Source organism: Acidovorax sp. ACV01, from assembly GCF_014851495.1.
Taxonomy (GTDB): Bacteria; Pseudomonadota; Gammaproteobacteria; order Burkholderiales; family Burkholderiaceae_C; genus Acidovorax; species Acidovorax radicis.
On the sequence record NZ_JACUZT010000008.1, the window covers coordinates 40,458 to 53,643 of the forward strand.

Sequence of the window (13,186 nt, forward strand, 5' to 3'; positions counted from 1 at the left end):
ATGGCATGACACCAGCCGTCATGCCATCATGGAATCCAGCCAAGAAAAAAGCCTACCCGCGTCAGAGCGCAAGCTGCAGAAGACGCGCGAAGACGGCCAGGGAGCGCGCTCACGCGATCTTTCCCACTTGGCAATCCTCGGTGCCGGGGCAGCCTGCCTTCTCGTGCTTGCCCCCCAGCTGATGGACCATATGCAGCGGGCGATGAGCCAGCAGCTGGCGTTTGATGCAGCCACCGTGATGGCACCGGGCACCATGCTCAAGCGCTTGCAGGACATGATGTTGGTGGGCCTGGTGGCCAGCACGGTGTTTGCCCTTCTCACCAGCGCCGCCGCCCTGATCAGCGCCATTGGCGCGGGCGGCTGGATTCTGAGTCTCAAGCCGATCACCCCCCAATTCAACCGGCTCAACCCGATCTCGGGCGTGGCCAACCTTTTCTCCAAGCAGCAGATGGCCAATGTGGCCAAGATGGTGCTGATGACCGCGATCCTGAGCTATGTGGCCTGGAAGTTCATGGGCAACAGCATCGACACCGTGGCCATGCTGGTGCTGCAACCCTCCCCCATGGCCATCCGCCAGCTGGCGGACTGGCTCACGTCCGGCATGAGCCTGCTGCTGCTGGTGGTGTTTCTGGCGGCGCTGGTGGACGTGCCCCTGCAGGCTTACTTCTTCAAGGCGCGCCTGAAGATGTCGCACGAAGAAATCAAGCAAGAGCACAAGGAATCCGACGGCAACCCGCACACCAAGGGCCGCATCCGCCAAAAGCAGCGCGAGATTGCCGACCGTGCCAGCGTGGGCGCCGTTCCCAAGGCCGACTTCGTGGTCATGAACCCCACCCACTACGCCGTGGCGCTCAAGTACGACGAAAAGACCATGAGCGCCCCACAAGTGATTTCGCGCGGCACCGACCTCATCGCGCTCAAGATCCGCGATGTCGCCAAGGAGCACAACGTGCCCGTGCTGCAGTCGCCCATGCTGGCCCGGGCGCTGTATGCCCATGCCGAGCTCGACCAGGCCATTCCCACCGCGCTCTACACCGCCGTGGCCCAGGTGCTGGCCTATGTCTACCGCTTGAAGGCCGCCCTGCGTGGAGAAGGCCACATGCCTGACGGCCTGGTGGAGCCGTTTGTGCCCCCTGAACTCGATCCGCTGAACCGCACTCCCGTGCAAGGCGCTGCCGTATGAACACCTCCGTAACGTCTCTTCGGCAATGGGCTGGCAGCAATGCGGGCGCCCTGCAGGGCCTGTCGGCGCCGCTGCTGGTGGTCGCCATTCTCGCGCTCATGGTGCTGCCGATCCCGCCGTGGCTGCTCGACGCGTTCTTCACGCTGAACATCGCCGTGGCCCTGATGGTGATGATGGTGGCGGCCTACATGCTGCGCCCCCTGGATTTCGCGGCCTTCCCATCGGTGCTGCTGCTGACCACCCTCATGCGCCTGTCGCTGAACGTGGCCTCTACCCGGGTGGTGCTGCTGGAAGGCCACACGGGCCCGGGCGCCGCCGGTGCGGTGATCGAGGCCTTCGGCCACTTCCTGATCGGTGGCAACTTTGCCGTCGGGCTGATCGTGTTCGCGATCCTGGTGGTGATCAACTTTGTGGTGATCACCAAGGGCGCCGAGCGCATTGCCGAAGTGTCGGCCCGCTTCACGCTGGACGCCATGCCCGGCAAGCAGATGGCGGTGGATGCCGACCTGAACGCCGGGCTGATCGACGAGAAGGAAGCCAAGCGCCGCCGCGCCGAAGTGGCGGAAGAAGCGAACTTCTTCGGGTCCATGGACGGTGCCTCCAAGTTCGTGCGCGGCGATGCGGTCGCCGGCATCCTGATCCTCTTGATCAACATCATCGGTGGCTTTGCCATCGGTGTTTTGCAGCATGACCTCTCGGCCAAGCAGGCGGCCGACAGCTACATCCTGCTGGCCATTGGTGATGCGCTGGTGGCGCAGATCCCCGGCCTGCTGATTTCGGTAGCCGCCGCCATGGTGATCTCGCGCGTGGGCAAGGACCACGACATGGGCCGCCAGATCGTGCAGCAGCTCTTCATGTCACCCCGCGTGCTGGGCGTAACCGCAGGCATCCTGCTGCTGCTGGGCCTGATCCCGGGCATGCCTCACGTGGTGTTTCTGACCATGGGTGGCCTGCTCGCCTATGGCGCCTGGGTGCTGCACGAACGCCAAAAGGTACCGCCCGAAGTCGAGGCCCCGCCCGCCCCCGTCAGCGATGGCGAAGCCACCTGGGACGACCTGCAGCCCGTGGACCTGCTTGGCCTGGAGCTGGGCTATCGCCTGATCAGCCTGGTGGACAAGAGCCGCCAGGGCGACCTGCTCACGCGCATCAAGGGCGTGCGCCGCAAGTTTGCGCAGGAAGTCGGTTTCCTGCCCCCAGCCGTCCACGTGCGCGACAACCTCGAATTGAAGCCCAGCGGCTACCGCATCACGCTGCGTGGCGTGGTGGTGGGCGAAGGCGAAGCCTTCCCCGGCATGTTCCTGGCCATCAACCCGGGCGGCATCACCACGCCGCTGATTGGCACCCCCACCACAGACCCTGCTTTTGGACTCCCAGCACACTGGATCGACGACCGGCAGAAGGAAGCCGCACAAATGGCTGGTTTTACGGTCGTTGATTCCGAAACCGTGATGGCCACCCATTTGTCACACTTGATGCAAGTACAAGCCGCCAAGCTCCTCAGTCGCACGGAAACGCAGCAACTGGTGGAACACGTGGCCAAGCTGGCTCCCAAGCTCATCGAAGAAGTGGTCCCCAAAATGGTCTCCATCGCAACGTTCCAGAAAGTCCTCCAGCTGCTGCTGGAAGAGTCTGTGCACATCCGCGATATCCGCACCATCATCGAAACGCTGGCCGAGCACGCCGGTGGCGTCTCCGATCCCGTCGAGTTGGCCCGCCGCGTGCGCATTGCGCTGTCGCCCGCCATCGTTCAACAGATCTACGGCCCGACCCGCGAACTCAACGTCATCGCCATCGAACCCGGCCTCGAACGCCTGCTGGTACAGGCGCTGGGCAACACGGCCGGCCCCGCCCTGGACCCGGGCGTGGCCGACATCCTCACGCAAAAGGCCGCCGAGGTGGCCCTCAAGCAGGAAGAGATGGGCCTGCCCGCCTGCCTGCTGGTTCCCGACCAAATCCGCAACGCGATCTCCCGCCTGGTGCGCCGCGTGGCCCCCCGGCTGCAGGTGCTTGCGCACAGTGAAATCCCCGAGACCCACACCATCCGCATTGGGCCGATCCTTAGAGGTGCATCAGCATGAACATCAAACGCTTCCACGCTCCCACATCCCGGGAGGCTCTGGCCAAAGCGCGCATGGCCTTTGGCGACGGCACACTGATCCTGTCCAACCGCCCCACGGCCAACGGCGTCGAAGTCGTGGCCACGGCCGAGGACACCCTGTCGGCCCTGGATGGCGGCGGCAGTGCCGGCTCTTCCAGCAACCCGCCCTTGTTGGCCCCCACACCGGCGCGCAGCGCGCCCCAGCGCGCAAGCCAGGCAGCCACGGCCAACACCCTGGGTCGCAACCCGGTGGAGGAAGACACCGAGCAGCTGGCGATGAGCACGCTGTCGTTCCAGGACTACGTGCGTGAGCGCATGCTGCGCCGCCGCCACGAGGCGCTCAACGGCCCCGCCGAACCACAAACCTTGTCGGAGCGCAGCCGCGACCAGGAGCCGGAACGTGAACGCATGCCCGCGCCCGCCGTTGTGCGCCACAACCCGCTGCGCACCATCCCCATGGACATCCCGCCCGAGCCGCCACGCCGCCGGCAGGAAGCCGCCAGCGCCAACCTGATCCAGTCGAACAACCAGCAGAGCGTGATGAACGAACTCCATGCGATGAAGGAGTTGATCGAAGACCGCTTCAACACACTGGCCTGGCTGGGCCAGGCGCGCCAGAACCCGATCCAGTCCAATCTCATGCTCAAGATGATCCGCGCGGGCTATTCACCCTCGCTGGCCCGCGCCGTGCTGGAACGCATGCCCGAAGAGCTGTCGGCGGCAGAGTCGGTGCGCTGGTTGATGGAAGTGCTGGAGCGCAACCTCAAGACCGACCTGGCCGAACCTCCGCTGTACGAGCAAGGCGGCATCTTCGCGATGGTGGGCTCCACCGGTGTGGGCAAGACCACCACCACGGCCAAGCTGGCCGCACTGTGCGCACGCATCCACGGCCCCGGCAGCGTGGGCCTGATCACCCTGGATACCTACCGCGTCGGCGCCCACGAACAGCTGCGCACCTATGGCCGCATGCTGGGCATCGTGGCCCATCTGGCGCACGACCGCGCCGCGCTCCAGGACCTGCTGGGCCTGCTCAGTGGCAAGAAGATGGTGTTGATCGACACCACGGGCGTTGCCCCGCGCGATCCGCGCAAGCGCGACATGCTCGACGTGCTGGACCTGCCCCACGTCAATCGCCTGCTGGTGCTCAATGCGGGCTGCCATGGTGACACGCTCGATGACGTGCTTACTGCCTTCAAGACCGAGGGCTCCCAGCAGGCCATCCTGTCCAAGGTGGACGAAGCCGTGAAGCTCGGCCCCGCCATCGACGCACTGATTCGCCACCAGATGGTGCTGCGCGGCGTGACCAACGGCCAGCGCGTGCCGGAAGACTGGGAGCGCGCCGATGCACACAAGCTCATCAGCACGTCCATGCGCGCGCCCGCCAAATCGGCCTTTGATCCCAAGGCGACCGACCTGAACTTCTTCTTCTCGCATTCGCCTGACACCATGAACGAGCGAGGGCTGGTCGATGCTTGATATCGGCTTTCACCAGGCGGCCGGCCTGCACAGCTTCACCCCGCAGTCAGAGCTGCGGGTGGTGGCGGTCGCCAGCCAGGACAACGCAGGCACCGGGCTGGAGACGCTGTGGCAGATCTGCGCGAGCCTGCAGCGCTTGGGCTACCCGGTGGTGGTGCTTGACGGCACCGCCCAGGAGACGGACGACTGCCCGGGGCTGCTGCACCTGCTGCAACAGGCGCCGTGGAACGAGGGCGTCAGCCTCAACATGGGGGCGATGGCCTCGTCACTGGCGGTGATTCCGGCGGCGAAGGGCCTTTTGCGCATCAGCCGGGAGGCCAGCCGCAATGAAACGGCGCCCCTGCCCGGCCTGCTGCCCTATTTTCGGACGTACGGACTGATCGTGCTGCACGCGCCTGCGGCCACACTCGGGCCGCTGCTGACGCACACGTCCACCATACCGCTGGTGGTGATGGGCGACGGATCGGCCGGCGTGCTGACCAGCTACAAGAGCCTCAAGCAGATCGCCCTGCACACGACCCTGCCCTGCATGGTGGCGGCCTTGCTGCGCGGCGACACCGCCGCCGAACGGCGCAAGACACAGCACGCGCTGCTGACCCTGCAGGACTGCGCGGAGCGCCACCTGGGTGGCCCGGTGCGCACGACCACCATCGCCACGCAGAACCCCCAGGACCTCCAGCGCCTGGCCTTGCAACTACTGGAAAATGCGGGCACTATCAGTGAATCGCTGACGGCCCTACCGCCTTGCAACATGACAGAAATGCCTGCGCATTTCGTCCGGAGCCATTGACCAGCGTACCAGAGCGTGTGATGTACTTGTTTAACCCCATGCCGTTGCTGGCCGCCGCATGCGGCGTTCAGGCCCTGGCACATGCGGGGCCAGGCCAAACCGGCCTGCCCGGCGGCTTTGCAGGCACTTGAAGGTGGATAACACGATGTACACCGCCAAAGGCCAGCTCGATCGTGATGCGCTGATCCGCCAGCACGTCCCGCTGGTGCGAAGGATTGCGCACCACATGATCGCCAAGCTGCCCCCCAATGTGGAGCTGGACGATTTGATCCAGGTCGGCATGATGGGCCTGGCGGATGCCCTGTCGCGCTACGAAGTCGCCCAGGGCGTGCAGTTCGAGACCTTTGCCACCCAGCGCATCCGCGGCGCCATGCTCGACGAGTTGCGCGAGGGGGACTGGATGTCACGCAGCTCTCGCAAGAGCCAGAAAGACATCGAGCACGCAGTGCGCCGGATGGAACAAAAGCTGGGCCGCAGCCCCCTGGAGTCTGAAATCGCCAGTGAGATGGGCATGAGCCTGCCCGACTACCAGAACCTGCTGGGCAAGGTCCGGGGCACACAACTCGTGTATCTGGAAGACATGACCCATGGCAACGAGGACGACGATGGTTTCCTCGACCGCCACGTTGCCGATGGCGATGCCGACCCGATGGAAATGCTGCGCGACCAGCGGCTCAAGATGTCGCTGGTGAATGCCATCAAGACCCTGCCCGAGCGTGAGCAGCACATCATGGGCATGTACTACGAGCACGACATGAATCTCAAGGAGATCGCAGCCGTGCTGGGGGTTACCGAGTCACGGGTGTGCCAGCTGCACAGCCAGTCTATCGCCCGGCTGCGCGCCAAGATGCGCGCGCATTAGCTCCCTCTGAGGCCATGACTCCCCCCAAGTCGCCTGCGGCGCCTTCCCCCTGAGGGGGACGCCACCTCTGGACTGGCGAAGCCAGATCCACGGGGGCACTGGTATTGGGCTGCGACCGTTTCGACGGCCATTGCGCTCGGCCGAACTCCGACGTACTGAATCCGATTTGCTATCGATGGAATAGCTGCTCGCGCTTGACTAGCGTTGGATCAAACCGGTTTGACGATTCAAACGCAGGTAGTTCAATCGCTGGCAGCTATCTTTTTTGGGTTGCGACTCGACTCAGCCCGCCGACTTGTAGATCCGTGCCACACCGGGCTTGCCGGGCTGGGCGCCACGGCCGTCGCCATAGGTGGCGGGGGAGCTGGCCTGGGGCAGCAGGCTGGCAACCTGGCGGTCGGCGTTGGCGGACAGGCGGGCGAGGCCCTCGCGGTGGTTGGCCAGCATGCCGCCGATAGCATCCACCCGCTTTTGCAACTGCACCGGCAAAGGCAGGCCTCTGGCCGCCGTCTGCTCCAGAATGCGCGCGAACTGAGCCGCTGCATCCCGCAGGGCCGTGCTGTTCTTTTCCAGGGATTGGGGATCTGCCGCGAGAAGGGCGGCGGAGACTTTTTCGATCAGCTGTTCAACAGCCGAGAGGGATTCTTCCAGCGACATGGCGCATTGTGCGTTCTATGGCACCCGCCTGCCAAGTGAGTTGACGAATCAGCCGCGGGAGCGGGCCAGGATTTCTTGGGCGTTGGAGAGCATCTTGTCGGCAATGGCCTCGGCATCTACCGAAAATGTGCCTTTTTCGATGGCCGACCGCACAGCCTTGACCTTGCTGGCATCAAAATCACCGGTGGAACGGGTCGTCTGGTCCAGCGCGCGGGCAGCAGTGGAAACCGTGACGGGCACACCGGCGGTTGACACGGCCGCAGCGTCTTTGGCGGCTCCTTCAGCAGCGCTGGCAGGACTTTTGGCTTGCTTGGCAAGCCCCGTCTGCGCCAAGGTGCCCGGGAGTTCCGGTTTTTGACCAATCTTCATCGCTCTCTCCACCACCCCGTTGGATGTGGGGCATCAGTAGCAATGTTTTCGACCCATTTGGCCCGGACTTTAGCCATTTATCGCGGCAGCGTCATCAAAGAGCTACGACCACAGTTCCATTTTCATTGACAGTACCACTAATCATTCGACCATTGTCCATGCGGATGCGAACAATCTGCCCCGCAGCGCCTGCTGACATGGCCTGCCCCGCCGACGTCACTGCATAGCCAGGCCCTTGGGCAACCACCTTGACCTGGGCGCCTGCGCGGAAGAGTTGAGGGGGGCGCACCATGGTCTGGCGCAATGCCTGGCCCGCCACCAGCTGGCGCGCGGCCACCTGTCCCACCCACATTTCCGGGTTGGCCATGACCGCCGCCGACTCTTCAGCCCAATCCACTTCGGCTTCCGTAGCGTCGTTGGCGGTGAGGACGGCCCCCGAGGCCACCGGGGCGGTCAACACCCACGCTGGGCCAAAGGCCTTGACGGTCACAGGAAGGTACACATTCCAAGCGGTCTGGCCCTCTACGCAGCGCAGCCCCAGGCGGGTACGCCCCCACAGGCGGGCGCCCGCTGGCAGGTAAGGCTCGACCCGCGCACAAGGCGCAAGCCGCAAACGGGAGTCGAGTGAGCCAACACTCACTTCCATGCGCAATGGCAACCCGGGAGCCTGATTGCGCGACATCGCGTCATTCAGCCAACGCTGGGTCAAAGGCCCCAGGTCGGTGTTGGGGTCGGCTGCAGCCTGCGCCAACGCGGCCCCACTGCTGCCGGCAACCGTTGCCAGCCCCAGCACCACCGCCAGAGCGTGGCGCACCGCAGCGCGCCCCTGTCCGGCGGCAGCCAGGGCGCCAGAGCGCATCAAACGGGAAATGAAGGGGGAAACGAAGATCGCTGGCATAGGGCCTCCTGGGCATCGCAGGTCTTCCCGCGCTGGCGGCAAAGACTATTTCACGACTGGAACTATAGGCACACGGGCCCTGCGCAAAACCCGAAACTGCGCGCCCATTTCCGCGTTCTTCGCGCTTTAGAAAAAAGCGGCGGCTTTCACAATCGAACCACGCCGGAAACCCCCAACCGGCCCCTATTGCAACCCAGGGTGTGAGGCAACCATGCTTGACAAGATGACCAACCGGCTGGACTTCCACGGCAACGCGCTGCTGCTGCGTGCCGAGCGCCAGCGTGCCATCGCCAGCAACATCGCCAACGCTGACACCCCTGGCTACGTGGCTCGTGATTTCAGCTTTGGCGATGCGATGCGCGAAGCCACAGGCTCTGGATCTGGTGTGACCCGCCTCGCCACAGGGGGCTCCGTGGGCACTGCGGGCAACTTGGGGGCCAAGGGCGCCACAGACCCCCGCCACATTCCTCTGCCCGCCGCCAGCACGGGCACCGGCGCACCCGGTGCGCTGGGCTACTCCGTGCAGGCACAGCCCAGCCTGGACAACAACACGGTGGACCTGGACCGGGAACGCGCCAACTTTGTCGACAACGCCGTGCGCTACGAAGCCACGCTACGTTTCATCAACGGCAACGCCAAAACCATGCTCAGCGCGATCCAGGGCCAATAAGCCACCCGCATTGCAGCGCAGAAAGCGAGTCTCCCCATGTCCATGTTCTCCATCTTCAATGTGTCGGGCAGCGCCGTCAGCGCGCAGTCGCAGCGGCTCAACGTGGTGGCCAGCAACCTGGCCAACGTCGATGCCGTGGCGGGCCCCGATGGCAAGGCTTACAAGGCCCGCCAGGTGGTCTTCCAGACTGCCCCCATGGGCGCAGACAGCTCGGCCGGTGTGCGCGTGAGCTCCATCAGCGAAAGCAACACGCCCGGCCGCCGCGTGCACGACCCCAGCCACCCGTCGGCCGACGAACAGGGCTATGTGACGCACTCCAACGTCAATGCCGTGGAGGAGATGGTCAACATGATCTCCGCCTCCCGCTCGTACCAGAACAACGTCGAGGTCATGAACACGGCCAAGTCGCTGCTCCTCAAGACCCTGCAGATGGGCCAGTAATTTCCGGGAGACCCCACCATGATTCTCAGTGCCACCAACGCCCCCTCCGTGACCGACGCAACCGGCACGAAGGCCAACACCGCCGCTACCGACCCAGCGGCCGCGCAGGACCGCTTCCTGAAACTGCTGGTTGCACAGCTGAACAACCAGGACCCGATGAATCCGCTGGACAACGCCCAGATGACCTCGCAGATTGCGCAGATCAACACGGTGACGGGCATTCAGCAGCTCAACCAGACGATGGAGAGCATGTCGGCGCAGTTCAACTCGCTGCAGGTCATGCAGGGAACGACCCTGATTGGCCGCAACGTGATGACCGAAGGCTCCACGCTGGCCGTGGCCGACAAGGCCGGCAAGGGCGGCTTTGAGCTGGGCTCGGCCGCCACCAAGGTGAAGGTCGAGGTCATGACCGCTGGCGGCCAGGTGATCGAGACCATGGACCTGGGCGCCAAGGCCGCAGGGCGCCACACCTTCGAGTGGGATGCCAGCAAATACACCGGCTCCACCGAGGGACTGCAGTTCCGCGTCAGTGCCGTCAATGGTTCGACCAAGATCGAAAGCACGTCGCTGGCCCTGTCCAAGGTGACGGCCGCAGGTGCCGAGGACGGCCAGCTGGTGCTGACCCTGGCCAACGGCAAAACCATCAACTACAGCCAGATCAAGGCCCTGGTCTAAACCCCGGCCGATTCAGTGACCGCCCCCATCAGGAGAACACCATGAGTTTTCAGCAAGGCCTCTCTGGCTTGAACGCCGCCAGCAAGAACCTCGACGTCATCGGGCACAACATTGCCAACTCCAACACCGTCGGGTTCAAGGCCTCGCGGGCAGAATTCGCCGAAATGGTGGCTTCGGCCATCGGCTCGGCGGGTGGCACCAATGCCGGCATCGGCGTCGAAGTGGGCGCTGTCTCCCAGCAGTTCACCCAGGGAAATCTCACGATCACCGGCAACAGCCTGGATGTCGCCATCAACGGCAACGGCTTCTTCACGCTCACGCTGCCCGATGGCACGCCCGCCTACACCCGCTCCGGCAACTTCAAGCTGGACAAGGAGGGCAACATGATCACCAACGACAACGCGAACGTGATGGGGTACCCCGTGGACCCGGTCACCGGGCTGCGTTCGGGCACGGACCCCATCCCGATGGTGTTCCCCACCTCCGAGCCCATCCCCGCCAAGCAGACCACGACGGTCACTGCCGCCTTCAACCTGCCCGCCACGGCCACCGACGCGGCCGGCGACCCTGCCGCGACACCCCCGATCCCGGCCACGCCACGCGCCACCTATGGCACGTCCATCAACGTGTTCGACAGCCAGGGCGTGGCCAAGCCGGTGAGCCTGTACTTCCAGAAGACCGCCACCGACAACACCTGGGACGTGTACGACGCACTCGACGACCCGACGGCGGTGCCCCCAGTGGTGGCTGCACCCATCGGGCAGATCACGTTTGACAACAATGGCGCCATCACCGGCCCGGTGGCCACGCCACCCGCCACGGGCTTCGCGCTCACGCTGAACGTGAACCCGACCCCGCCCAACCCCAACAACCTGCCCGCCTTTGATGTGGCGGTGAGCCTGGACGATGTTTCCCAGAGCGGCAACAAGTTCTCGGTCTCGAACCTGAGCCAGGACGGCTACACCACGGGCGAGCTCACCGGCATCAACATCGAGAACAACGGGATGATCATGACCCGCTACTCGAACGGCGTGACCCGAGCGGAAGGCCAGCTTGCGCTGTCGAGCTTCCGCAACACGCAGGGCCTGGCAGCGGTGGGCAGCAACAATTGGGTGGCCACCTTTGAATCCGGCCAACCCGTAGCAGGCACGGCTACGGACGGCAACTTTGGATCACTCCGCTCGGGCGCGCTGGAAGACTCCAACGTGGACCTGACCGCCGAGCTGGTGAACATGATGACCGCGCAGCGCGCCTACCAGGCCAACGCCCAGACGATCAAGACGCAAGACCAGGTGATGTCCACCCTGGTGAACTTGAGATGAAACGCCCCCTGAGTCGCTTCGCGCCTTCCCCCTCTCTCTGCGCGCTGCGCGCTCCGGGAGGGGGACGCAGCCAGCGCGGCGGGGCGGCCCTTGCGCGGCTGCCCGCGCCTGGGCCGCGCCGGTTGCACACGCTGCGCAGGGCACGCAGCACTGCAGGGTACTGAAAGGAACATCGCACCATGGACCGCATCATTTACACCGCGATGACGGGCGCCAACGCGGCCGCCCACCGGCAGGCCGTGTTGTCCAACAACCTCGCCAACGCCTCCACCCAGGGGTTTCGCGCGGAGATGTCCACCTTCCGCTCCGTGCCCATCCAGGGCGATGGCTCCAAGACCCGCGTTTTTGCGCTGGAGGCCACCTCGGGCCACGTGAGCACGCCCGGCCCCGTGCAGCGCACCGGCCGCAACCTCGACGCCATGGCCGTGGGCAATGCCTGGTTTGCCGTGCAGGGCCTGGATGGCACCGAGGCCTACACCCGCGCAGGCACCTTCGAAGTGTCGGCCACGGGCCAGCTGCTCACCCCCACCGGGCTGCCGGTGCTGTCCGACGGCGGTGCGCCCATTGATGTTCCCCCGGGCGCCGAGGTCACACTGGGCTCGGACGGCACGGTCACTGCCAAGGCGGCAGGCCAGCCCGCGCAGGCCATTGGCCGCCTCAAGCTGGCCACCCCCACACTGGAAGACCCGCTCAAGCGCGGCGACGACGGGCTGTTTCGCACTGCGTCGGGGGACCCGATCCCGAGCGACGCCAACGCCCGCATGCTGGCCGGGGCGGTGGAAGGCTCGAACGTGAACCCGGTCGAAAGCATGGTCGGGATGATTGCCGCATCGCGCCAGTTCGAGCAGCAGATGCGCCTGCTGCAGTCCGCCGAAACCAACGACAAGACCGCCAGCCAGCTGCTGAGCATGAACGGCTGAGGTCGCGTCCCACGCCGCCACGCCAAAAGGAAGCACCATGATCAACTCCCTCTGGATCGCCAAGACCGGCATGTCTGCCCAGCAGACCCAGCTCGACGTCATCTCGCACAACCTGGCCAACGTCTCCACCACCGGCTACAAGCGCAACAACGCGGTGTTCGAAGACCTGATCTACCAGAACCTGCGCCAGGTGGGCGCCAACACCACCGAGCAGAACCAGCTGCCCACCGGCCTGCACCTGGGCCTGGGCGTGCGCACGGTGGCCACCAGCCGCAACTTCGTGCAGGGCAGCCTGCAGGAGTCCAAGAACAACCTGGACGTGGCCATCAATGGCAACGGCTTTTTTGAAGTGACCATGCCCGACGGCACGCTGGGCTACACGCGGGACGGCTCGTTCCAGGTCGATTCGCAAGGCCGCCTGGTCAACTCCAGTGGCCTGCCCGTGGCTAACGGCATCACGGTGCCCGCCAATGCCACGAGCGTGACCATCAGCGCCGACGGCGTGGTGTCTGCCACTGTGCAGGGCAACACCCAGCCCCAGCCGCTCGGCAACCTGGCGATGTCAGCCTTCATCAACCCGGCCGGCCTCGAGCCCATCGGCCAGAACCTGTTCAAGGAATCTGCCGCCTCGGGCCAGCCCCAGCAGGGCACGCCCGGCACCAACGGGCTGGGCATCCTGAAGCAGGGCTTCCTGGAAGCCTCCAACGTCAACGTGGTGGAAGAGCTGGTCACCATGATCCAGGCCCAGCGCGCCTACGAAATGAATTCCAAGGCCATCCAGACCTCGGACCAGATGCTGGCCAAGCTCAGCCAGCTGTGACAAAG

Annotated in this window: 14 protein-coding genes; 11 read left to right on the forward strand and 3 right to left on the reverse strand. The window is 65.0% G+C overall.

The features are described 5' to 3' along the window. The first annotated feature begins 28 nt into the window (after positions 1–28). From IB243_RS21015 to IB243_RS21035, 5 genes are all read left to right on the forward strand, one after another. Positions 29–1,183, forward strand: coding sequence for a flagellar biosynthesis protein FlhB (locus IB243_RS21015; RefSeq protein ID WP_010466080.1), 1,155 nt, complete (start codon positions 29–31; stop codon positions 1,181–1,183). Then, on the forward strand, positions 1,180–3,261 hold the full coding sequence (gene flhA, locus IB243_RS21020) for a flagellar biosynthesis protein FlhA (protein WP_192429142.1): 2,082 nt from the start codon (positions 1,180–1,182) through the stop codon (positions 3,259–3,261). Before IB243_RS21015 ends, flhA begins: the two co-directional genes overlap by 4 nt. Then, positions 3,258–4,757 carry a flagellar biosynthesis protein FlhF gene (gene flhF / locus IB243_RS21025; protein WP_192429144.1) on the forward strand — a complete coding sequence of 500 codons (1,500 nt, stop codon included), beginning with the start codon at positions 3,258–3,260 and terminating at the stop codon, positions 4,755–4,757. Before flhA ends, flhF begins: the two co-directional genes overlap by 4 nt. After that, positions 4,750–5,547 carry a hypothetical protein gene (locus tag IB243_RS21030; protein ID WP_192429146.1) on the forward strand — a complete coding sequence of 266 codons (798 nt, stop codon included), beginning with the start codon at positions 4,750–4,752 and terminating at the stop codon, positions 5,545–5,547. The genes flhF and IB243_RS21030 overlap by 8 nt, the downstream gene beginning before the upstream one ends. 145 nt (positions 5,548–5,692) lie before the next feature. After that, the gene (locus IB243_RS21035) at positions 5,693–6,409 is read left to right on the forward strand and encodes an RNA polymerase sigma factor FliA (protein ID WP_057272661.1); all 717 of its coding nucleotides are present in this window, start codon (positions 5,693–5,695) and stop codon (positions 6,407–6,409) included. A gap of 282 nt (positions 6,410–6,691) precedes the next feature. On the opposite strand, the gene IB243_RS21040 is transcribed toward IB243_RS21035, so the two are convergent. From IB243_RS21040 to flgA, 3 genes are all read right to left on the reverse strand, one after another. Next, the gene (locus IB243_RS21040; protein ID WP_192429147.1) at positions 6,692–7,066 is read right to left on the reverse strand and encodes a hypothetical protein; all 375 of its coding nucleotides are present in this window, start codon (positions 7,064–7,066) and stop codon (positions 6,692–6,694) included. Between the two features lie 48 nt (positions 7,067–7,114). Continuing rightward, positions 7,115–7,435: a flagellar biosynthesis anti-sigma factor FlgM gene (gene flgM / locus IB243_RS21045; protein ID WP_192429153.1), complete on the reverse strand. Its 321-nt coding sequence runs from the start codon at positions 7,433–7,435 to the stop codon at positions 7,115–7,117. 94 nt (positions 7,436–7,529) lie between these two features. Beyond that, the gene (gene flgA / locus IB243_RS21050) at positions 7,530–8,294 is read right to left on the reverse strand and encodes a flagellar basal body P-ring formation chaperone FlgA (protein WP_192429404.1); all 765 of its coding nucleotides are present in this window, start codon (positions 8,292–8,294) and stop codon (positions 7,530–7,532) included. Between the two features lie 250 nt (positions 8,295–8,544). Between flgA and flgB the strand changes: the two genes are divergently transcribed. The 6 genes from flgB to flgG all read left to right on the forward strand — a co-directional run bounded on the left by flgB (position 8,545) and on the right by flgG (position 13,181). Then, positions 8,545–9,003 carry a flagellar basal body rod protein FlgB gene (flgB, locus tag IB243_RS21055; protein WP_057229766.1) on the forward strand — a complete coding sequence of 153 codons (459 nt, stop codon included), beginning with the start codon at positions 8,545–8,547 and terminating at the stop codon, positions 9,001–9,003. Between the two features lie 36 nt (positions 9,004–9,039). Further along, positions 9,040–9,444, forward strand: coding sequence for a flagellar basal body rod protein FlgC (flgC, locus tag IB243_RS21060; RefSeq protein ID WP_010466097.1), 405 nt, complete (start codon positions 9,040–9,042; stop codon positions 9,442–9,444). 18 nt (positions 9,445–9,462) lie between these two features. Continuing rightward, positions 9,463–10,119, forward strand: a complete 657-nt coding sequence (locus IB243_RS21065) for a flagellar hook assembly protein FlgD (protein WP_192429155.1) — start codon at positions 9,463–9,465, stop codon at positions 10,117–10,119. A gap of 41 nt (positions 10,120–10,160) precedes the next feature. Next, the gene (gene flgE / locus IB243_RS21070; RefSeq protein ID WP_010466101.1) at positions 10,161–11,441 is read left to right on the forward strand and encodes a flagellar hook protein FlgE; all 1,281 of its coding nucleotides are present in this window, start codon (positions 10,161–10,163) and stop codon (positions 11,439–11,441) included. Between the two features lie 179 nt (positions 11,442–11,620). Continuing rightward, positions 11,621–12,361 carry a flagellar basal-body rod protein FlgF gene (gene flgF / locus IB243_RS21075; RefSeq protein WP_192429157.1) on the forward strand — a complete coding sequence of 247 codons (741 nt, stop codon included), beginning with the start codon at positions 11,621–11,623 and terminating at the stop codon, positions 12,359–12,361. Positions 12,362–12,398: 37 nt separating this feature from the next. After that, positions 12,399–13,181 carry a flagellar basal-body rod protein FlgG gene (gene flgG / locus IB243_RS21080; protein ID WP_010466105.1) on the forward strand — a complete coding sequence of 261 codons (783 nt, stop codon included), beginning with the start codon at positions 12,399–12,401 and terminating at the stop codon, positions 13,179–13,181. The last annotated feature ends 5 nt before the right edge of the window (positions 13,182–13,186 follow it).

What these genes read in the sequence shown, in the direction of transcription:
- IB243_RS21015 (WP_010466080.1), top strand. Translation starts at nt 29, where the DNA reads ATGGAATCCAGCCAAGAAAAAAGCCTACCCGCGTCAGAGCGCAAGCTG.
- flgB (WP_057229766.1), top strand. Translation starts at nt 8,545, where the DNA reads ATGCTTGACAAGATGACCAACCGGCTGGACTTCCACGGCAACGCGCTG.
- flhF (WP_192429144.1), top strand. Translation starts at nt 3,258, where the DNA reads ATGAACATCAAACGCTTCCACGCTCCCACATCCCGGGAGGCTCTGGCC.
- flgE (WP_010466101.1), top strand. Translation starts at nt 10,161, where the DNA reads ATGAGTTTTCAGCAAGGCCTCTCTGGCTTGAACGCCGCCAGCAAGAAC.
- flgM (WP_192429153.1), bottom strand. Translation starts at nt 7,435, where the DNA reads ATGAAGATTGGTCAAAAACCGGAACTCCCGGGCACCTTGGCGCAGACG.
- flgG (WP_010466105.1), top strand. Translation starts at nt 12,399, where the DNA reads ATGATCAACTCCCTCTGGATCGCCAAGACCGGCATGTCTGCCCAGCAG.
- IB243_RS21035 (WP_057272661.1), top strand. Translation starts at nt 5,693, where the DNA reads ATGTACACCGCCAAAGGCCAGCTCGATCGTGATGCGCTGATCCGCCAG.
- IB243_RS21065 (WP_192429155.1), top strand. Translation starts at nt 9,463, where the DNA reads ATGATTCTCAGTGCCACCAACGCCCCCTCCGTGACCGACGCAACCGGC.
- IB243_RS21030 (WP_192429146.1), top strand. Translation starts at nt 4,750, where the DNA reads ATGCTTGATATCGGCTTTCACCAGGCGGCCGGCCTGCACAGCTTCACC.
- flhA (WP_192429142.1), top strand. Translation starts at nt 1,180, where the DNA reads ATGAACACCTCCGTAACGTCTCTTCGGCAATGGGCTGGCAGCAATGCG.
- IB243_RS21040 (WP_192429147.1), bottom strand. Translation starts at nt 7,066, where the DNA reads ATGTCGCTGGAAGAATCCCTCTCGGCTGTTGAACAGCTGATCGAAAAA.
- flgF (WP_192429157.1), top strand. Translation starts at nt 11,621, where the DNA reads ATGGACCGCATCATTTACACCGCGATGACGGGCGCCAACGCGGCCGCC.
- flgA (WP_192429404.1), bottom strand. Translation starts at nt 8,294, where the DNA reads ATGCGCTCTGGCGCCCTGGCTGCCGCCGGACAGGGGCGCGCTGCGGTG.
- flgC (WP_010466097.1), top strand. Translation starts at nt 9,040, where the DNA reads ATGTCCATGTTCTCCATCTTCAATGTGTCGGGCAGCGCCGTCAGCGCG.